This is a genomic window from Nocardia sp. NPDC019219 (genome assembly GCF_040632645.1).
Taxonomy (GTDB): Bacteria; Actinomycetota; Actinomycetes; order Mycobacteriales; family Mycobacteriaceae; genus Nocardia; species Nocardia sputorum.
Genome location: NZ_JBEYCG010000005.1, coordinates 398,084 through 417,054, shown reverse-complemented (window position 1 = coordinate 417,054; position 18,971 = coordinate 398,084). Strand labels below are relative to the sequence as shown.

Here is an 18,971-nt window from a genome sequence, read left to right as displayed (position 1 = left end):
CGTCGTCCCTGTCCTGGATTTCGCGGGACCAACGGCTCTCGGCCCGGCGACGATCGGACCTGCCGTCACGAGGTGAGGAAGGCAACGCTGGACTCGAGAGGAGGTCCGCGATGCTTTTCGATGATCGCCGTGACGCCGGGCGTCGCCTGGCGAAACGGCTGGAGTACCTGCGGGACGAGGATGTTGTCGTGGTGGGCCTGCCGCGTGGCGGTGTTCCCGTGGCCTACGAGGTCGCGCGGATGCTGGACGTACCACTGGACGTGATCGTAGTTCGTAAACTCGGTGTCCCGTACCAGCCGGAACTCGCTTTCGGCGCGATCGGCGAAGATGGCGTCCAAGTGATCAACGACGTGGTCCTCGGCTACACGAGACTCACCCGCGAGGAGATCGCTGAGGTAGAGCGTCGTGAACGCGCCGAATTGAGACGGCGGACCGAGCGGCTGCGGCGTGCTCACCCGCGTATCCCGCTGTTGGGTCGAACCGTGGTCGTCATCGATGACGGCATCGCCACCGGCGCGACGGCTCGCGCCGCCTGCCAGGTGGCGTGGGAACAAGGCGCACAGCGCGTTGTGCTGGCCGTCCCGGTGGCCCCCCGTGACATGCTGGCAATACTGCAGGAAGTGGCCGACGAGGTCGTCTGTCTCGAGATGCCCACGTGGTTCGGCGCCGTCGGCGCCTGGTACCGCAGTTTCGGCCAAGTCGCCGACGCCGAGGTCGACCTGCTTCTTCGTTCTGCGGAAAACCGCAGCGAGCTCCCCCAGATGCCCGCGGACGATCCGCCGTTGTGTGATGAGGACATCCAGGTCCCGCTCGGTGAGAGGGAACTGTCCGGGCATCTCACCATCCCGGAGAACCCGCTCGGGCTGGTGATCTTCGCACACGGCAGCGGCAGCAGCCGTCGTAGCCCGCGCAACCGATTCGTAGCCGAGGTCCTGAACCGAGCCGGGCTGGGGACCTTGGTCTTCGACCTGCTCACTTCCGAGGAGGAGATCGACCGGTCACGAGTCTTCGATATCGAGCTGCTGTCGCGGCGGCTGCTCGATGCCACGCGATGGCTGACCGGTCGACCCGACGTCGCCGGCCTGCGGATCGGGTACTTCGGGGCCAGTACGGGCGCCGCCGCTGCGCTACGGGCCGCGGCCGATCCCAGCGTCGCTATCGCCGCGGTGGTGTCGCGTGGCGGTCGGCCGGATCTCGCCGGGGCGGCACTCGCGGCGGTCCGCGCGCCGACGCTGCTGATCGTGGGTGGGCACGACCATCTGGTGCTGGAGCTCAATCGTCTGGCGGCGCAAGAGATGTCGTGTGAAACCGCGCTGACTGTGGTGCCCGGCGCCACACACTTGTTCGCCGAGCCGGGCGCATTGGAGAAGGTCGCCGAACTCGCCCGCGACTGGCTGGTCGCTCAGCTGGCGCCCGCGTCGGCGGCCGATGGGCGGACGCAGACTGGATCATGACCTCGATTTGCGTTCCTGCCGGGCAGTGCCAACCGCTGGCCGCCGCTGTCGACCTGCTCGATGTCGCGCCCGACGACTCGGCTCGGCGATCCAGCGGCCCCCAACGCCGATCGAAGAGCGCTCGATCGCTCAGCTGCTAGCGGATGCCATCGCTCACCTGCACGCTTTGCGACCGCTGTACGAGCTGCTCAGCCGGGGCCCGACGACGGTGTCAACGGGAGCCGCACAGCACCGTCCGGCGAACGCGGCGACGAACTCCCGCCGTCCTGCGATCGGTTCAGCGCAGCGGCACTTTCCAGCACAGCCGAGTGCCGGGTTTGCCTTCTGGGCCGTTACCTGTTGTGACGGAGAAGTTCCCGGCCGCTTGTTCGGCACGCTGGGCCAGATTCGTCAGACCGCTGGGCGTGACCTCGCCGGGTATGCCGCACCCGTCGTCCTCGATGACGATGGTCAGGTCGTCGGCCACGGTGATCTCCACCGAGACCGACTTCGCGCCGGAATGCCGGACGGTGTTGCTGACCGCTTCTCGCACAACGGCTTCGGCATGATCGGCCAACTCCGGATCGATCACCGAGAGCGGACCGGCGATGCGCACGGATGTTCGGATGTCGCTGTCCTCGGTCTGCTGCCGGACCGCCTCCTCGATACGTTGCCGTACCCGCCCGCTGTGCCCCTCGCCGCCGTGCAGGTCGAAGATCGAGGTCCGGATCTCTTGAACCACGTCTTGCAGATCGCTGATCGCTTCGGTGATCCGTTCGCGGACTTCGGGAACGCGGGTGCGCGGGACGGTTCCCTGCAGGCTCAGGCCGACGGCGAACAGTCGCTGGATCACGTGGTCGTGCAGGTCGCGGGCGATGCGGTCGCGGTCGGAGAGGATGTCCAGCTCCCGCACGCGCTGCTGGGCGTCGGCCAGTTGCATCGCCAGCGCCGCCTGATCGGTGAAGGCGGAGGTCAGTTTCAAGATCTCGTCGTCATAGGGCGCCGACTCCACGCTGCGCAACGCGATCAGGACACCGACGGTGGAGTCGGGTGTCTGCATGGGCAGGACCAGTGCAGGCCCGGCGTCGGGGAAGATCTTGCCGAGATCGGCGCGGCGTGAGTCGTCGAGCCGTTGGGGGGCGTGCAACCGGATCGCGGTCGCGATAGTGCTGTCCCCGGAGGGCAGCTTGACCAGTCGTTGACCGTTGCGGGCGCCTGCGCTGTGGGTGATCACCAGTTCGGTGATCTCCTCGTGGCGGCTGTCTGGGTCCGGTACGACCGCGAGGAAGGTCCGCTCGGAACCGGTGAGCCGACAGGTGTGGTCCACCAGGTGAGCGAGAACTTGATCGGAGTCGGTCGCGGCGAGGAATTCGGTGGTGATGTCGCGGGTGGCTTCGATCCAGGCTTGGCGGGTGCGGGCGGATTCGTAGAGGTGGGCGTTGTCGATGGCGATACCGGCCGCGGCGGCGAGGGCCCGCACGATGACCTCGTCGTCTTCGGTGAACGGCTGGCCGCCTGCCTTCTCGGTGAGGTAGAGGTTGCCGAAGACTTCGTCGCGGATGCGGACGGGCACGCCGAGGAAGGTGCGCATCGGCGGGTGGTGGGCGGGGAATCCGACCGAGGAGGGATGGTCGGCGAGGTTGTCCAGCCGGATGGGTGTGGGCTGGCTGAACAGCAATCCGAGCACCCCGTGGCCCTGCGGGAGATCCCCGATCAGTTCGCGGGTCGGTTCGTCGATGCCCTGGTAGATGAACTGGGCGAGTTGCTGGTCGTGGCCGCGGACGCCGAGCGCGCCGTAGCGGGCGTCGACCAGGGAGATGGCGGTGTGCACGATCGTTCGCAGGGTGCGATCCAGGTCCAGCCCGGAGGTGACGGTCAGCATCGCCTCGATCAGGCCGTCCATCCGGTCGCGGGCGTCGATGATCTGCTCGATGCGATCCTTGACCTCGCCCAGCAGCTCCCGCAGCCGCAGTTGCGAAAGCGTATCGCGGACCGAGTACACGCCTGCTGACGTGTCATCGGTCATATCGACTGCTCCCGAGTCCCAAGCTGTCCAGGGCAGGCGGCCATGCTGCAAGCCTATGCTACGGGCCGCGAGAAAAATGTCCGGCACGTCCGGATGGGCATTCGACGGCGGCCGGTGCTCGAGGCCGCGTCGGGACGATCGGATTCGGCAAGCGCGGTTGTCGAAGTTCCGCTATCAGAGACCGGTAAGGCTGACGATGATCAGAAGCTGGCGCTGGACCCGGACGGCCGGGATCGGAGTTTGGAGGCGTAGACGGCTGCCTGGGTGCGCCGCTCGAGGCCGAGCTTGGCCAGCAGCCGGGAGACGTAGTTCTTCACCGTCTTCTCGGCCAGGAACATGCGCTGGGCGATCTGCCGGTTGGTCAGTCCTTCGCCGAGCAGGTCGAGAAGTCTGCGTTCCTGCTCGGTGAGCGCGGCCAGCGGGCCGTCCTCGGTGTTCGCGCGCAGCCGCTGCATGAGGGCAGCCGCGGCGCGGTTGTCGAGCAGGGAACGCCCGGCGCCCACCTCCTTGATCGCTTTCGCCAACTCCATGCCCTTGATGTCCTTGACCACATAGCCGCTGGCCCCGGCGAGAATGGCGTCCAGCATGGCCTGCTCGTCGGTGAACGACGTGAGGATGAGGCAGCGCAGATCATCGAGTTTCGACAGCAGATCGCGGCACAGTTCGATGCCGTTGCCGTCGGGCAGGCGCACGTCCAGTACGGCGACGTCCGGCCGCAGCGCCGGAATCCGGGCGAGAGCGTGGGCGACGTCGCCCGCCTCGCCGACGACGGACAGCTCCGGGTCGTCGGAGAGCAGGTCTACGAGACCGCGGCGGACGATTTCATGGTCGTCGACCAGAAACACCGTGATCATGGTGGTGTCCAATCCCGGGGAGCAGTTGCGCGGTCGACACTACGCAACGGGCAGGCCGCTCGGTACCGACCAAGGTCCCCCTTGCAGGCGACCCTTCGTCACACCACCGTCGCCGTGGTCCTTGCGCAGCCTCGATCTGGTCTTGTCCATTTCTCGAGTCGATCCCCGGCTCGTCGGACGGCTGACCTTCGGCGTGCCGCGGGCCGGCGGTCGACGCAGGGCCGATCGTGGCCAGAGTGCCCGGTATTCGGTGACCTTCGGCCGTCACGCATGCCTGTTGGTTCGCGCGATGCTGAATTCGGAAACAAGTGGGCACAGCCAGCTGAAAGGATCTTGATCGCCATGGCCGGACTCGAAGGCAGAAGCGCGGTCGTCACCGGCGGTGCACGCGGCATCGGCGCCGCCGTCGTATCCGCCTTGGCCAAGGAGAACATTTCCGTCGTCATCGGCGACCTGCTCGACCGTGAGGGCAGCGCGTTGGCGGAGTCGCTGGGCTCGGGTGTGATCTTCCGTCGGCTGGATGTGACCGACGAGGGCGCGTGGTGCGCGGTCCTGGATGACGCGGAGGCGGAGTTCGGTCCCCTGGCGGTGTTGGTCAACAATGCGGGCATCATCGATTTCGGGGGCGTCGAGACCGAATCTCCAGTGATGTTCCGGCATGTCGTCGACGTGAACCTCTACGGTGCCTGGCTGGGTATGCATCTGGCGGCGCCGCGGTTGCGGGCCGCGGGCGGCGGGGTGATCGTCAACATCTCCTCGACAGCTGGGCTGATCGGGTACGCGGGTATCGGTGCCTATGTCGCCAGCAAGTGGGGTTTGCGAGGTCTGACCAAGGCCGCCGCTTTGGAATTGGGGCGCGCGAACGTTCGTGTGTGTTCGATACATCCCGGTCCCATCCATACGCCGATGACCGGGGCCATGGACGAATCCGTGGCCGCGAATCAGCCGCTGGCTCGCTTCGGTGAGCCGGAGGAGGTCGCGGCGATGGTGCGATTCCTGGTCACCGAGGCCACGTATTCGACTGGCTCGGAGTTCGTGCTCGACGGTGGTGCCACCGCCGGTCAGGTCCTGGGCCTGCCGAACGAATCCCGATGAGAGGCAAGCGATGCCGAAAACACATCCCGATCTCGAGACGCTGCGATCCGTGTTGGCGCTGGCGGCGCGAGCGCCGTCGGTGCACAACACTCAGCCATGGCTTTGGCGGCTCGGGCACGAGACCGTGCATCTGTATGCCGACGAGAGTCTAAGGCTGCCGCACACCGACCCGGATGGTCGCGACCTGCTGTTGAGTTGTGGTGCGGTGTTACATCATCTGCGGGTCGCGGCCCGCGCGGAGGGCTGGGAGACGGCGATCCATCGGCTGCCGGATCCGGCCACGCCGAAGCATCTCGCGTCCGTCGAGTTCCGTCCCGCCGCATTCACGGACGAGGATGTCGAGTTGGCGCGCGCGATCAGCAGCCGCAGCACCGATCGCCGTCGCTACAGCTCCTGGGAGGTGCCGGCCGCGCATATCGAGGCCATCATCGCCGCAGGGGAGGCGACCGGGGTGCTCGTGCGCGACATCGATGCAGAACCGGCGCGGACCCAATTGCTGCGGGCATTCGAACAGGCGGCGTGGGAACATGCTCGTGACCTCGCCTACGGCGCCGAACTCGCGCAGTGGAGTGGCAGGCACGCGGCACCGCAGGGGGTCCCGGCGCGCAACGCGGTGTTGACCGGCGCCGATCCGACGGTGCGTCCGTTCTCGAATCCGGGATTGCCGCAGGCGGTGGTGCGCGATATCGACGCCGCTGACCGGATGCTGCTCCTGAGCACCAGCAGTGACGACCGATTGTCCCGGTTGCGAGCTGGTGAAGCCGCGAGCGCGGTGCTGTTGACCGCCACGACCCTGGGTTTGGCGACGTGTCCGCTGACCGAGCCGATGGAGTTGGCCGGCACCAGGAAACGCATCCGCGCGAACGTGCTGGACGATACCGGATATCCGCAGATCGTCGTTCGGATCGGTTACGCGATCCCGAGTGCCGATCCGGTCCCCGCCACTCCGCGTCGCCCGCTCGATGAGGTGGTTCAGCCCCTGGATCCGTCGGGTTCGTGATGGTTTCCGTAGCCTGCGGTTCGCCTGTGGCGACCGCGGCCGCGGAGCAGTAATCCGCTGATCCGGGTGGAGAACCCCTCGAAAATTGCCATAACGGCGACGAGCGAACCGGCGCAGGTCGCGACGGTAAGCCGGTCGACGAAACGATTCGCAGCGCTCGCTGAATGGCCGAACGGCGCCGGAGCCGACCGACCCGGCAAGGACATAGAAGAAACGGATTCGGGACCGAGGAGAACGCGATGACCGAGAACTCGACTGCACGCACTGGGCAGACCGATCTGATCGTGGTCGCCGTCGACGGATCCGCAACCTCTTATCACGCGGCGGCGTGGGCAGCCGCGGACGCCGCGTTGCATCGGTGCCGGCTGCATATAGTCACCTCCGTCGCCATTCAGCCCGGCTACGGTCCCGGCGCCATACTGACCGAAGCCGATGTGGAGTGGCTGCGCAAGGACGGGGAACGGGTGCTCACCGAGGCCGCTCGGGTGGCCAGGGCGGCCGCGGCGGGTGAGGCGTTGGCCATCAGCACCGAGTTGACTCTCGAGCCGATCATCCCGGACCTGCTGGATAGGTCCAGGCACGCCAGAATGCTGGTCGTCGGCAGCCGCGGGCGCGGAGCGGTGCGCCGTGAGCTGCTCGGCTCGGTGAGCATGGCGGTCACCCGCCACGCGCGTTGCCCGGTCGCGGTCCTGCGCCCGGGTTCGGCGCCCGATGTCGTCTCCTTCGATAAACCGGTTCTCGTCGGGGTGGACGGCACCGCCACCAGCGTGCCCGCGATCGATGTCGCCTTCGAGGAGGCTTCGCGACGCAAGGTCGGTCTGGTCGCGTTGCACGCGTGGAGCGATGCGAGCGGCATCGACCTCGTGCCTGGATGGGATGCTGTGCGAGAGCGAGAGGACGCGCTGCTCGCGGAGAATCTGGCGGGATTCGGTGAACGCTACCCGGATGTCTCGGTGCGGCGCGTACTGGTGCGGGACCGGCCGGTTCGCTCGCTGCTCGATCAGTCCGAAGACGTCCAGCTGCTGGTGGTGGGCAGCCATGGCCGCGGTGGGTTCGCCGGCATGCTGCTCGGTTCTACCAGCGCCGCCTTGCTGCATTCGGTGGAGTGCCCGATCATCGTCGTGCGTGAGCGGTGAGCGCGTTCAGACCGGGTGCAGGTCGTCCGAGGACCGGCGTCTCCGGAGGGGTTTCAGTTTCAACGAGCACCGTCATCCGAGGAGAGCGCCTGCTCGAGTAGCACTCGCCGCTCGGCGGCGGCGATCGCGCGACGGGCCGCCGGCACGGCATCCGGCGTCACCGAGATCGATGTGATGCCCATCCGGACAAGGTATTCGGCGAATTCGGGCCGCGTCGAGGGCGCCTGTCCGCACAGCGAGGACGTGATCCGTAGCCGTCGCGCCGTCGCCACGATCTTGCCGATCGCGTCCAGCACTGCCGGATCGGACTCGTCGAACAGTTCAGCGCACGTGGTGGAGTCACGGTCGACGCCGAGCATCAGCTGGGTGAGATCGTTGCTGCCGATGGAGACGCCGTCGATGCCCAGGCCCACGTATTCGGGCAGCCAGTGCACCACCGAGGGGACCTCCGCCATCACCCAGCGATGCAGTCCACGCTGGCTGCCCAGCGGGCTCATCTCGACCAGGTCCAGGCAGGTTTCCAGCTCCCACCGGGTGCGCACGAACGGAATCATCAGGTGCAGATTCTGGGTTCGCTCGCGGACCAGAGCCAGAGCCGTGAGTTCCAAAGCGAACACCTCGGGTTCGCGGATGTAGCGGTAGCAGCCGCGGTAACCGATCATCGGATTGCGTTCATCCGGTTCGTAGCGTGTCCCGCCTGCGAGATCACGAAATTCGTTGCTCCGCAGGTCGGTCGCTCGGTAGATGACCGGCCGCGGGGCAAACGCCGTCGCGATTCGCTGCAGGGACTGGGACAGCCGTTCGATGAAGACGTCCTGCTCGCCGTGGGCGATCAGGTCCCTGGGATGACGTCCTTCGAGCGCCTGCGTGATCAGCGTCTCCGCTCGCAGCAATCCGACTCCGTCGACCTCGGTAGCCGCGACACGTTCGGCGGCCTCCGGTAGCGCAAGGTTGACATAGATGCGCGTCGCGGTCGGTTCCACAGCGGCGATCGGCGCCGTCGGACGAGGTTCGGCCTGCGCCGGTCCCGATCGCCCGGCCTGGATCTGGCCGGCGGATCCGTCGACGGTGACGACCGCGCCCTCGGTGAGGGTGGTGGTCGCCGTGCGGGTGCCGACCACGCACGGTACACCGAGTTCGCGCGCGACGATCGCGGCATGACACGTCATTCCGCCATTGTCGGTGACCAGGGCCGAAGCTCGCGAGATGGTGGGCAGCCAGTCGGGGTTGGTCATGGCCGCGACGAGCACTTCGCCGGCGCGCAGTGCCGAGCCCTCCGCCGGTGAACGCAGGATGCGCACGGTGCCGCTGGCCCGGCCCGGGGCGGCCGCGAGACCTCGCAGCAGTATCTGGGCCTGGGCAGGTTCGCGTATCGGAGGTTTTGCGGTGGTATGCCCGGCGAGCGTGGTGATGGGCCGGGCCTGCACCAGCCATAGCTGGTGGTCGTCGAATGCCCATTCGACGTCTTGCGGTCGGCCGCCGTGCAGTTGCTGGACCTGCAAAGCCGTCCGGGCCACCGACACCGCCTCGTCCTCGCTGAGTACCTGAGCGGCCGCCTCGTCGTCGCTCAACTGGATTCGCTGGTCGCCGTCGGGCCCGGACACGATGGCGAAGCTTTGATGGCCTGCACGCGCGGCGATCAGCGTGGGCCCCTTGGCGTCGAGCATGTAGGTATCGGGTTCGGTGGCTCCGGAGACAACGACCTCTCCTTGGCCACGGGCCGCCTCGACGACCACGCGATCCCTGCGGCCGGTAGCCGGATCGGCGGTAAATGCCACGCCCGACCTGCGGGCGGCGACCATGCGCTGCACCACTACCGCGATGTCGGGGCGTTCGTGCATTTCGCGGCGGGCGCGATAGGTGAGTACCCGGGGCGTGAACAGCGATGCCCAGCAGTCGATGATGGCATCCATCAATCGGTCATCGCCGCGGATGTTGGTCCGCGACAGATTCATGCCCGCGAAGGATGCGGTCGCGCTGTCCTCGCCGATCGCCGACGAGCGCACCGCGACCGGAACCGAATCGCCCAGCCAGTGGTAGGCGGCCAGCACGGCGTCGTGCACTCCTGCCGCCATCGGTGTCTGGTGCACGAGCTTTCGCATGCGGGTGCACAGCTCGTCCAGTCGCGGTTGGCCCGAGCTAGCGTCCGCGGACGCGGCCTGAAGCGCCTCGGCATGCAGTGTGTCGAGTTCGGCGCCGTGCGGGCCGTGGATGATCACTTCCTCGTAACATGATTTGAGAATCACGTACCCGGGTGGCACAGGCAGGTGCGCCGCCACCAGCTCACCGAGATTCGCCCCCTTGCCTCCGGCACGGTCGGCATCGGCCAGCCGCAGGTCACCGAGGTCGGCCACGTAGTCGCCCATAACGGCTCCGATCGGTCGTACTTCGAACGTCGCGTGTGTTGTCAGCCTCGCTCAGTACCGCGGGCATTCACCACGGCCGAAGGTCCCCTCGTTCGTCCCGTTGGGCCCTGCCCGTAAAACCGGTCAGCGGTTGCCGCCTCGGAGCGGAAGGCCGAGGCCGGAGCGGTGACAAGCAAGGACCAAGTCGGTCGAAGTGGTCAGGCCCGGTGCTCGGTGGCGCGTCCATCGGCCATTGCGCGCAGCCACTCGCGAGCGGTGTGGGCTGCCGGTGCGAGGGCGCGGTGATAGCTCATGGTGTGCGCCTCTCACGGCTGGACCGTGGTGGAGCGGGCTGGTGGCAGCCGCAGACTTTGGGCGATGGTGTCCACCCACGAACGGATCGCTGCCCAGTCGCGCAGGTCCCCGTAGCGTCCTTTGCCCAGTAGCCGGTAGAGGGTTCGAGTCCGCAGTGAAATGCCGTCGCTGTCGTACCGTCCGGCGAACGCCCGGTAGTCGTGCGCCCGGATCGAATCGCGCAGAGCGGCTATTTTCCTCGGGACGATCCGGCCGAGGCGGCGGCCGATCGGGCCGCGCAGTGCCGGGGCGAGCCCCACGCTGAAGAGCCATACGTCCCGTTGCGCCAATTCGTCGTGGTGGGCGTGCACGTAGTCGGCGGCGCAAGGCAGGAGCTTCATGTTGTGAACTGCGCTGCCCAGCACGAGGGTGTCGAATCGGGACAGATCGGGCGCGTGGTCGATATCGGCCAGTTCGACGATCGTGTCGCGACCCGACAGTTCGGTGCTGATGAATTCGGCGATATCACGGGTCGATCCCTGTTCGGTCGCGTAGACGACCGCGATGCGGTGTTTGTCCTGGTCCATGTCGAAAAGCCTCCTCGTGTACTTCCGGCTCGGTGAGAGGCCTCGTGCCCGGGCCGCGGGGACCATGGTCACAGCGGGCGGCGGCTGTCCCATGCCGAGACGGGCCGGGGGAATGCGGACCTCTCGCGCAGACGAATACTCACGCGTGATCCGGCACGGCCGCGCGGCGGCGCAGCAGCCAGCGCCTCGCTTCGTCGGCGCCCCACACGATGAACGGGTACGGCAATGTGAACGCGAGCATGGCGGGCGTCAGCGGGGCTGTCCCGAGCAGGTTGTGCATCACCGGGGCGTAGATGATGATCGCGGCGAGGGCGAGTTCGAAGGCGATACCCCACAACAGCAAGGGATTGGACAGGACGCCGATCGAGCGGAGTGAGGCACGGTCGGTTCGTGCGGCGAACGCGGTGCCGATCTGGCCGGCGACCATACCGAAGAAGGTCATTGTGGTCGCCTGCTGGTAGGTATGGTGCAGCGGCGTGCCCGGACCGGTGGGGTCGCCCAGGTGCCAGCCACCCTGCAGCAGCACGAAGAAGAACCCTGCCATGGCCAGGACCGCGGCGATCACTCCGAGGAACAGCCAGGCGCGCAGCAGCATGGGCGTGCGGATCACCGACTCGCTGCGTTTGCGGGGCGGCCGTTGCATCAGACCGGGCTCGGCCGCTTCCCGCCCGAGCGCCAACGCAGGCAGCGTCTCGGTGCCGACGTCGAAGGCCAGTAGCTGCATCACGGTCAGCGGCAGTGGAACCGCTCCGCCGGAGAGTGCGAACACCAGTAGCGGCGTCACCTCAGGAGTGGTGTGAGCGAAGATGTAGCAGATGAACTTCCGGATGTTGTCGTAGACCCGCCTGCCGGCCTGGATGGCCGCGGTGATGGTGGCGAAGTTGTCGTCGGTGAGCACCATGGTGGCAGCCTCACGGGCCACGTCGGTGCCCGAGCGGCCCATCGCGACACCGATGTCGGCGCGCCGCAGGGCTGGTGCGTCGTTGACGCCGTCACCGGTCATGGCCACGACGTGCCCAGCGGCGCGTAATGCGTCGGCGATGCGCAGTTTGGCCTCAGGGGACGAGCGAGCGAAGACGAGTTCGGCCTGCCCCGCCAGCAGTTCGTCGAGTTCGCCCTCGCTCATCCGCTCCAATTCCGCACCGGTGATCACGGTTGGCGTACCGCGCGTTATACCGATCTGGCCGGCGACGGCCGCCGCGGTCAGACCGTGATCGCCGGTGATGACGATGATGCGGATACCCGCCCCGTGGCACAGCTGCACCGCCTCGGCAACCTCGGGCCGTGGCGGGTCCTCCATCGCTACCAAGCCGAGCAGGACCAGATCCTTTTCCGCTTGCTCCCGGTTCTGTGGCGCTGCGGAACCGGCGAGGTCGCGCGCGGCGACAGCCAGCATCCGCAGACCTCGGCGGGCGCGGGCGTCGACGAGTTCGGTGAGCTGCTCGCGGCGGGACGGATGCAGAGGGCGGATGCCTCCCTCGATGCCGAGTTCGGCGGTGCACAGTGGCAGCAGCGATTCCGGCGCTCCTTTGGTGTGCACGTGCAGCCGACCGGTCTCGTCCGCATCGAGAGTCGACATCCGTTTGCGTACCGGGTCGAAGTGGAACAGGCGCTGCCGGAATCCCTCCCGCTCCTCGGCCCGGACCTGCTCCCCGAGAACTGAGGCCGCGTCGAGCAGCGCCAGCTCGGTGGGGTCGCCGACGGCGGGCCCGGTGTCGTCGGCGAGACGAGCATTGTTGCAGGCGACGATCGCATTCGCGACGTCGGCCAGGGTGGGATCGCGCTTTCCGGGTGCGGCATAAGGGTCGTGAGTTCCAGTGGTGGTGTCGATCGTGACAACCCGCATGCGGTTCTCGGTGAGGGTGCCGGTCTTGTCGGTGCAGATCACATCGGTGGAACCGAGGGTCTCCACGGCGCTGAGACGTTTGACCACGGCGCCGCGGCGCGCCTGTTCCCGCACCCCGATCGCCAGCGCCAGGGTGATCACCGGCAGCAGCCCTTCCGGGACGTTGCTCACCAGCAGAGCGATCGCGAAGATCACGGAGTTGATCGGGGACAGCCCGGCCCCGAGCATCGCGAGCGGGATGAACGCCGCCGCGAGCAGAACGGAGATCAACGCGATCAACCAGGCGACGCGGCGCACTTGGTGTTCGAGAGGACTCTCGTCTCGCTCGACCCGTTCCGACAGCGCGGCGATGCGGCCGAGTTCGGTGTGCATTCCGGTGGCGAAAACGATGCCGCGTGCCTCGCCCTCGGTGCAGGAGGTGCCGCTGAAGACCAGTTCGCGTGCCTGCGCCAGCGGCACCCCGGCATCGACAGCGTCGGCGCTGCGGTAGACCGGCATCGATTCTCCGGTCAGTTCCGACAGATCCACCTCGACACCGCCGGTGAGCAGGCGCGCGTCCGCGCAGATGCGGTCGCCTTCGGCGATGACAAGGACATCTCCTGGCACTACACCGGTCACCTCCACCTCGGTGACCTGGCCGTCACGCACGACTTGCGCTCGTATCGGCAGATAGGCGGCCAGTGCCTCCACCGCCTGCTCGGCGTGCCGTTCCTGGGCGAACGCGAACGCCGCGTTGATCACGATGACGACGACGATCGCGATCGCGACCGCGACGATGCCGACCACCGCGGCGAGACCGGCCGCGGCCCACAGCAACAGCGCCAGCGGGTGGGTGAGCTGGCGAGCCAGATCCCGTCGCCAGCTCCGTTGGCCTCGCCGCCGCAACATGTTCGGTCCGTAATGGACAAGACGCCGTTCGGCCTCGCGAGCGGTGAGTCCGGAGCGGCTGCCGCGCAGATCGCGTAGCAGCAGATCGATCCGCTCGGTGGGATCGATCCGCAGATCCGATTCCGGCTCGACCAGGTCGGTCACGTGGGTGCCTGCGCCGCGTCTCGGAGGCTGTCCAAGGCGGCGAGGAGCCGCCGCCGTACGTCACCGGCGAGCGGGGGCAGCTCCGATCCGGCCGTGACGTGAGCTGGCCCCTCGGGATCGATGGCCGCGACCACCGTGCCGTCGTCGACCGAGCGCACCACCACACGGCACGATGTCACCAGGCCGGCCTGCCAGTCGGAGGTCAGCGCGCGGAAGGTCAGCCTAGGATCGCATGCGTCCAGAACCAGGTAGTTCTCGATGTGCTCGCCGATGGTCTCGCGCAGTGTGGCCTGCAGGTCCACTTCGGCGGTCACGATGAGCCCGTGGTGTCGCAGCGCCTCCCTGGTGCGTTCGACGGCGACGTCGAACGGCGCGTCGAGGTTGGCCTCGATGGTCGGGGCAGGAGCGACCGGCAATCGGATCTCGGTCAGCAGTCGCCGAGCATCGGAGACCTCGTCCGGGCCGATCAGATACGCCTCGGTGGGTGGACCGATCGACTGATATCCCGCGTCACGCAACCACTGCCGTAGCACCTGGTAGGCCGCGCCGAGGTCGCGATAGCTACCGCGATGGCTGGTGCGGGCGACCAGGGTGCCGGGCATGAGGACTACCTGGGCGCCGGAGCTGGGCCCAAGGTTGGGCGCAGGCTCCACCGGAACGCCGAATTCCACCATGATCGCCTCATCGATCGGCAGATCCTGGCGGAACGTGATCGTCGGCGCGCCGCTGGCGGTCAATCCCGCACTCTGCACGATCCGGGTCACCTCCCGCATCCCCTCGGCGATGTCCTCACCGAGCAGATTCGAGTTCGGTCGGATCTCGCGGGGCACCCGCAGCACTACCTCCGGCGCCGACTCGACCAGGGCCACCCGGTATTCCATCGCAGCCTCCTCGGTTCGCGTCATGCGATGAGCGTCCCCCCGCCAGGCTGCCGCCGCACAGGGGCGAAAGTCCTGCTCTGGGGGTCCTACCGCCATCGGAACGCCGGAAACGACGGAGGTCACCACAAGGGAAGGTCTTTACGCCCTGCCGGAGAAGCCGGCACCCATCGTTGACTGGATCACGGAGGCCGAAATGAAGACTGTGAGCCACGACGCATCGAAATACGAGCCGACGCATTGGAAGCCGACCGAGAAGTCTCCGATCGAACGGGTCGACGCGAATCTGACCGATTATCGGATGTCCTACGAGTATTCGACTGGACGGCGGCGCAATGAGATTTGGCGGGACTCCCAGGCGGGGGAGTGAACATCGCCTACGAGACGGTAGACCGTCATCTGGGCACGACCCTCGCCAACGCCACCGCACTGCGCTCGCTGCGCGCGACGGGTGAACGCTCCACCTTGACCTATGCCGACCTGTTCGATTTGAGCAATCGATTCGCTGCGGTCCAGCACGGCCTGGGTGTGGGCCCGGGCGAACGGGTGTGCATCTTGCGGAGCCGCACCCCCGCGAGAAGGCCGAAGGCATAGTGCGCGACGCACTGCGCGGATTCGCCGGTGAGGCCGACATCTCCGCCCTCGGCCAGGACGAAACTTTGCGCAGCACACTGGAACTCGACTCGATCGACTTCCTCAGCTTCGTGGAACGGCTCTCCGCCGCCGGCGGCCGGATCGAGGAGAGCGACTACCCACGGCTTTCGACGATCCGCTCCTGCGTCGACTTCCTCACCAGCCCTCGCTGAACCCCCACCCCGACGGTGGTCGGCTGAGGACATCCCGTGCGTACATCGGTATCACCTCCGGAACCTGGACGTGTGGTCGTGCCGGGTCAAGAGCAGGCTGCTACGTGGCTCGCGGGCGCCCCGCTCGACGTTCGATGATCGGGACAGGCGACCGGTCCGGCGACATACGTTCAGCTTGATCGTGCTCCAGCGCTTACGTGAGAGGCGTCCTGCCCTCTCACTCCGGGACCAACGTCCTCGGGGCGTGGCGGTGTCCAGGGTCCTGTGCATGTTCCGAACGGCCATCGGATGGTGACTTTCGTTTCTGTGGCAGCACGAAGACGCAGCAGAAGATCGAGGTATGGAACGAGGCGATTCGACAGACCGGGAGAGGCAGTTGTGACAATCACCAGATATGCGAGGTCAGGGCTCGGCGCTTCGCCGGTGTTGCCAGCATCGCGGCTGCCTGTCGGGGTGTCGCGGACGATGGGGGAGAGGTTGAGGCGGTTTTTCACAATGCGCATCCGCGGCAACACCGACACGCTCGACCCTTATCCGGTGATCGACGTGGGAGCAGGCAAGGTCGTGCCGTCGCGCCGCGACCTCGGGCGTCGCTGGTTTGTCGCGGTCACCAGCGGTGAGACTCTCGGCTTCGCAGTGCTCGCCTGTGTCGGTGCGCTCACCGCCGACTCGGCGCCCGGCGTGATCGCTGCCGCGTTGTTGATGGCGGGCGCGGTCGAAGGCGGTGTGCTGGGCTGGTTCCAAGCCCGCGTACTGCGCAACCGGCTGCGGGGCTTTGTGGCCCGCGACTGGGTCGCGGCCACGGTCGTCGGCGCTGTCGTCGCATGGACCGTCGCACTGATACCCCTCCTCTACGGTGACCGAATCGGTGACTGGCCGATCGGTATACAAATGCCGACGGTTTCCGCAGGTGCGATCGTGATGGTGTTCGCTCTCGGCCTCGCACAGTGGTATGTCTTGCGGCATTGGTCAGACCGAGCGGTTCTGTGGATCTGGGCCAACGCCGTGGGCTGGATCACCGGACTGAGCGCTTTCCTAGTGGTCACCGGCCCGCTGTGGCGGCCCGGGCAATCGGCAGTGGTCACTGCAGTGATCGGGGCTCTCGCCGGTCTGGTGATGGCCGCCGTGATGGCAGCGACCACGGGAGCGTTCCTGGTGCGCATCCTGGAGCCGGGGCATCTGAGGGCTTCCTCTCGAACGGGTGAGAACACGCGTCGCGGATGGAAGGCGCGCGGACGGCTGGATTCGCCGGCGACATCACCCCGCACGAAATCGTGAATCGACGCAACCGCAGCGACCCGATCGATGATGCTTCCAGCCGCATGATGGTCCAGATCGAGCAGACCGAGTCGCTCCGCTTGCTGGCGAGCGCGCGGTACGGGCGGGTCGTCTTCACCCGCGACGCGCTGCCTGCCATACGCCCGGCAAATCATCTGTTCGACGGTGGGATGGTCCTCATACGCACCCGCCTTATCTCCCCGCTCCCCAGCACTCCCAGCGCGGCGCCGGGTGTCGTGGTGGCTTATCAAGCTGACGACCTCGACCCCGTTGGCCGTATGGGCTGGTCGGTGGTCGTAACCGGGTTCGCGCGCCCGGTCACCGATCCCCAACTCGTTGCGCGCTGCGAAAGGCTGTTAGCGCCATGGGGCGATCCGGCCACGACTTTCGTCATCGGAATCGAACCCACAATCGTGAAAGGTGTCCGGCTCATCGAGGTCCCGAGCTAGGCGCCGGCCGCCGCGCGGGCGTGCTCGACGGCCCCGGGCGGCGCGCGGTGTACGGCTTGCCTCATCGGAATCGTGACACCGGCGTCGACCGAGACGCTTCTTCCGAAGATTCGGCACCGGCTCCCGGTTCGAGCCCGCTGCTGAGCCCGAGCACGGTCGCGAAGCCCGCGGTGAGGCACTCGGTCAGCGTTTCCAGGTCCGGGATCGCGGCGGTGTCCGCGTTGATTCCGATGTAACAGGTCCCGGCGTGCGAGGTCAGCGTCACGTTGACGGCCGTACCGATGGTGGGGGCGAAGGCGTACATCCGGTCGATCCGCGCCCCGGCGATGTAAAGAGGCACGGGGGAGCCCGGGACGTTGGAGGCGACGAAGTCGACGTGTTTGAGCATTTCGGTCAGCAGCCCGGCAGGCAGCCGATTCAGCGCGGCCGCGATGGCACCCGACAGCGGGATCGCCGGCTCGCGACGCCAACCCGCGACCGCGGCGCCGACAGCTCGCATCAGGTCCGCGGTCTCGGCGCCGCCGACCGGCAACGCGAAGCGAGCGAGAGTGATGCGGTTGCCGCCGAGCGGGTCGTCAGCAGTGCGGAGACTGATCGGCATCGTCACCCGTAGGTGGTCGATCGTCGCTCCGTGCCGGTCGTGATACGTGCGCAACCCGATCACCACAGCGGTCAGGAAGGCGTCGTTCAGGGTGCAGCCCGTGGCCCGTGCGGCGCCGCGCAGCTTCGCAAGGGGAACGTCCGACACCGCCAACCGGCGACCGAGACTTCGTCCGGTCATCACGGGTGACATCGTCGTAGTGATGGGCCTCGCCAAGTGGACGAGCGAGTTCGCCAGGGCGGCGCTGTCGCGTACCGCCTGCGCGGGATTGGTCAGCGCCCGCCATACGGTCGGCGGCGTAGAACGGATACCGCCGCGAAGAAGATCTGAGGCGACTGACCAGTTCCACACCATGAGATCGCGAAGTGTGCTCGTGCGGTCGTCCAGCGGCTCGGGCGGATGACCATGGTCGGTGCCCGCGCGGTCGAAATCGAACAGCGACGTAGCGATCTGAATGCCGCCGATGCCATCGGTCAGACTGTGGTGCACAGTCAGCACCAGGGCGCATCCGCCGCCCTCCAAACCGCTCAGCAAGGTCGAACGCCACAGCGGGCGGACCGGATCGAATCCGGTCATCGCCTCGGTTCGCGCGAAGTCGAGCACTGCGGACATGTTCGCCGGTTCCGGTAGCGCGGATCGACGCACATGCCAAGAGAGGTCGAAATCCGGATCGAGTGCCCATCTCGGCGGGGCGAGGCCGAGCAACGAGTCGGCGAGCAGATGTCGCAACCTGGGCACGAGACGAGTGCCGCGATCCATCGTTCGCATCAAGCGATACCAGTCCGGTTCGGTGTCGAGGACAAGGACCGACACGATTGTCGAGCGAAGGACCGGATCACGCTCCATGTTCCACGAGAACAGGTCCGACTGCGACATGTGGGATTCGCGGGAGTCCATTACCCGCCGCCTTCCTCTACCAGCTGCCTCGTCGAACCGCTGTGTGTTCTCAGGCGCGTGTCCGGCCTTGTTCCACGGGGCGCGCGAAGTGAATGAGGGCCTGCGAACTGACGATCGTTGCGTGCAGGGCCGGGCCATCGGCACGGGTCGGATCGCGGACCTCGGCACCGGCGGTGAGGAAGATCGAATCTCGAGGCGGGCAGCAGGTAGGGCATCTCACCGGCGAACGGTCCGCGCCCGATCGCGCGGGCCCACAGGCCGGCGGACTCGGCGGTTTCCATACCGTTCAGTCTGTCCAGTTGCGGTCGATGGCAAACGATCACGAAGACCCTTATCCGAAGGCCCTTTGTCCTATGCCCGGCCTCGGGCAGGTCGAGTCCTTCCATGGCGGACCGTGCAGCGCATGTGCGAGCG

Annotated in this window: 16 protein-coding genes; 9 read left to right on the top strand and 7 right to left on the bottom strand. The window is 67.2% G+C overall.

Going from position 1 to position 18,971, the window contains the following annotated elements; all coding sequences use genetic code 11:
* The first annotated feature begins 110 nt into the window (after window positions 1-110).
* Window positions 111-1,454: a phosphoribosyltransferase family protein gene (locus ABZ552_RS13275; protein ID WP_281918505.1), complete on the top strand. Its 1,344-nt coding sequence runs from the start codon at window positions 111-113 to the stop codon at window positions 1,452-1,454.
* A 277-nt stretch (window positions 1,455-1,731) separates the two neighbouring features.
* On the opposite strand, the gene ABZ552_RS13270 is transcribed toward ABZ552_RS13275, so the two are convergent.
* Both ABZ552_RS13270 and ABZ552_RS13265 read right to left on the bottom strand, forming a co-directional pair.
* Window positions 1,732-3,459, bottom strand: a complete 1,728-nt coding sequence (locus ABZ552_RS13270; RefSeq protein WP_281918506.1) for a GAF domain-containing protein — start codon at window positions 3,457-3,459, stop codon at window positions 1,732-1,734.
* Window positions 3,460-3,659: 200 nt separating this feature from the next.
* On the bottom strand, window positions 3,660-4,313 hold the full coding sequence (locus ABZ552_RS13265) for a response regulator transcription factor (RefSeq protein ID WP_281918507.1): 654 nt from the start codon (window positions 4,311-4,313) through the stop codon (window positions 3,660-3,662).
* Between the two features lie 342 nt (window positions 4,314-4,655).
* Here ABZ552_RS13265 and ABZ552_RS13260 point away from each other — a divergent pair, with 342 nt between their 5' ends.
* The 3 genes from ABZ552_RS13260 (at window position 4,656) to ABZ552_RS13250 (ending at window position 7,544) form a co-directional block, all read left to right on the top strand.
* Window positions 4,656-5,408, top strand: coding sequence for an SDR family oxidoreductase (locus tag ABZ552_RS13260; RefSeq protein WP_281918508.1), 753 nt, complete (start codon window positions 4,656-4,658; stop codon window positions 5,406-5,408).
* A 10-nt stretch (window positions 5,409-5,418) separates the two neighbouring features.
* The gene (locus ABZ552_RS13255; RefSeq protein ID WP_281918509.1) at window positions 5,419-6,408 is read left to right on the top strand and encodes a nitroreductase family protein; all 990 of its coding nucleotides are present in this window, start codon (window positions 5,419-5,421) and stop codon (window positions 6,406-6,408) included.
* A 239-nt stretch (window positions 6,409-6,647) separates the two neighbouring features.
* Window positions 6,648-7,544 carry a universal stress protein gene (locus ABZ552_RS13250; protein ID WP_281918510.1) on the top strand — a complete coding sequence of 299 codons (897 nt, stop codon included), beginning with the start codon at window positions 6,648-6,650 and terminating at the stop codon, window positions 7,542-7,544.
* Between the two features lie 59 nt (window positions 7,545-7,603).
* Here the strand turns inward: ABZ552_RS13250 and ppsA are convergent, their stop codons facing one another.
* The 4 genes from ppsA to ABZ552_RS13230 all read right to left on the bottom strand — a co-directional run bounded on the left by ppsA (window position 7,604) and on the right by ABZ552_RS13230 (window position 14,553).
* Window positions 7,604-9,910 carry a phosphoenolpyruvate synthase gene (ppsA, locus tag ABZ552_RS13245; RefSeq protein ID WP_281918511.1) on the bottom strand — a complete coding sequence of 769 codons (2,307 nt, stop codon included), beginning with the start codon at window positions 9,908-9,910 and terminating at the stop codon, window positions 7,604-7,606.
* Window positions 9,911-10,215: 305 nt separating this feature from the next.
* On the bottom strand, window positions 10,216-10,770 hold the full coding sequence (locus tag ABZ552_RS13240; protein WP_281918512.1) for a flavodoxin domain-containing protein: 555 nt from the start codon (window positions 10,768-10,770) through the stop codon (window positions 10,216-10,218).
* Between the two features lie 139 nt (window positions 10,771-10,909).
* On the bottom strand, window positions 10,910-13,648 hold the full coding sequence (locus tag ABZ552_RS13235) for a cation-transporting P-type ATPase (RefSeq protein WP_281918513.1): 2,739 nt from the start codon (window positions 13,646-13,648) through the stop codon (window positions 10,910-10,912).
* Window positions 13,645-14,553, bottom strand: a complete 909-nt coding sequence (locus tag ABZ552_RS13230) for a DUF302 domain-containing protein (RefSeq protein ID WP_281918514.1) — start codon at window positions 14,551-14,553, stop codon at window positions 13,645-13,647. Before ABZ552_RS13230 ends, ABZ552_RS13235 begins: the two co-directional genes overlap by 4 nt.
* A 169-nt stretch (window positions 14,554-14,722) precedes the next feature.
* Here ABZ552_RS13230 and ABZ552_RS13225 point away from each other — a divergent pair, with 169 nt between their 5' ends.
* From ABZ552_RS13225 to ABZ552_RS13205, 5 genes are all read left to right on the top strand, one after another.
* Window positions 14,723-14,896 (top strand): hypothetical protein, encoded by a 174-nt coding sequence (locus tag ABZ552_RS13225; RefSeq protein ID WP_281918515.1) that lies wholly within the window; start codon window positions 14,723-14,725, stop codon window positions 14,894-14,896.
* Entirely contained in the window at window positions 14,893-15,120 is a 228-nt protein-coding gene (locus ABZ552_RS13220) for a hypothetical protein (RefSeq protein WP_281918516.1), read from the top strand. The genes ABZ552_RS13225 and ABZ552_RS13220 overlap by 4 nt, the downstream gene beginning before the upstream one ends.
* Window positions 15,120-15,332, top strand: coding sequence for a phosphopantetheine-binding protein (locus tag ABZ552_RS13215; protein WP_281918517.1), 213 nt, complete (start codon window positions 15,120-15,122; stop codon window positions 15,330-15,332). The genes ABZ552_RS13220 and ABZ552_RS13215 overlap by 1 nt, the downstream gene beginning before the upstream one ends.
* A 495-nt stretch (window positions 15,333-15,827) precedes the next feature.
* Window positions 15,828-16,610: a hypothetical protein gene (locus ABZ552_RS13210; RefSeq protein ID WP_357437177.1), complete on the top strand. Its 783-nt coding sequence runs from the start codon at window positions 15,828-15,830 to the stop codon at window positions 16,608-16,610.
* 44 nt (window positions 16,611-16,654) lie between these two features.
* A complete protein-coding gene (locus tag ABZ552_RS13205) occupies window positions 16,655-17,059 on the top strand; it encodes a pyridoxamine 5'-phosphate oxidase family protein (RefSeq protein ID WP_281919589.1) in 405 nt (134 codons plus the stop codon).
* 61 nt (window positions 17,060-17,120) lie between these two features.
* Here the strand turns inward: ABZ552_RS13205 and ABZ552_RS13200 are convergent, their stop codons facing one another.
* Window positions 17,121-18,536, bottom strand: a complete 1,416-nt coding sequence (locus ABZ552_RS13200) for a wax ester/triacylglycerol synthase domain-containing protein (protein WP_281919590.1) — start codon at window positions 18,534-18,536, stop codon at window positions 17,121-17,123.
* Window positions 18,537-18,971: the final 435 nt, after the last annotated feature.

Excerpts from the sequence above, each read along its gene's own strand:
- ABZ552_RS13240 (WP_281918512.1), bottom strand. The coding sequence starts at position 10,770 with ATGGACCAGGACAAACACCGCATCGCGGTCGTCTACGCGACCGAACAG.
- ABZ552_RS13225 (WP_281918515.1), top strand. The coding sequence starts at position 14,723 with ATGAAGACTGTGAGCCACGACGCATCGAAATACGAGCCGACGCATTGG.
- ABZ552_RS13230 (WP_281918514.1), bottom strand. The coding sequence starts at position 14,553 with ATGACGCGAACCGAGGAGGCTGCGATGGAATACCGGGTGGCCCTGGTC.
- ABZ552_RS13200 (WP_281919590.1), bottom strand. The coding sequence starts at position 18,536 with ATGTCGCAGTCGGACCTGTTCTCGTGGAACATGGAGCGTGATCCGGTC.
- ABZ552_RS13260 (WP_281918508.1), top strand. The coding sequence starts at position 4,656 with ATGGCCGGACTCGAAGGCAGAAGCGCGGTCGTCACCGGCGGTGCACGC.
- ABZ552_RS13265 (WP_281918507.1), bottom strand. The coding sequence starts at position 4,313 with ATGATCACGGTGTTTCTGGTCGACGACCATGAAATCGTCCGCCGCGGT.
- ppsA (WP_281918511.1), bottom strand. The coding sequence starts at position 9,910 with ATGGGCGACTACGTGGCCGACCTCGGTGACCTGCGGCTGGCCGATGCC.
- ABZ552_RS13270 (WP_281918506.1), bottom strand. The coding sequence starts at position 3,459 with ATGACCGATGACACGTCAGCAGGCGTGTACTCGGTCCGCGATACGCTT.
- ABZ552_RS13210 (WP_357437177.1), top strand. The coding sequence starts at position 15,828 with ATGCGCATCCGCGGCAACACCGACACGCTCGACCCTTATCCGGTGATC.
- ABZ552_RS13255 (WP_281918509.1), top strand. The coding sequence starts at position 5,419 with ATGCCGAAAACACATCCCGATCTCGAGACGCTGCGATCCGTGTTGGCG.
- ABZ552_RS13250 (WP_281918510.1), top strand. The coding sequence starts at position 6,648 with ATGACCGAGAACTCGACTGCACGCACTGGGCAGACCGATCTGATCGTG.
- ABZ552_RS13275 (WP_281918505.1), top strand. The coding sequence starts at position 111 with ATGCTTTTCGATGATCGCCGTGACGCCGGGCGTCGCCTGGCGAAACGG.
- ABZ552_RS13205 (WP_281919589.1), top strand. The coding sequence starts at position 16,655 with ATGATGGTCCAGATCGAGCAGACCGAGTCGCTCCGCTTGCTGGCGAGC.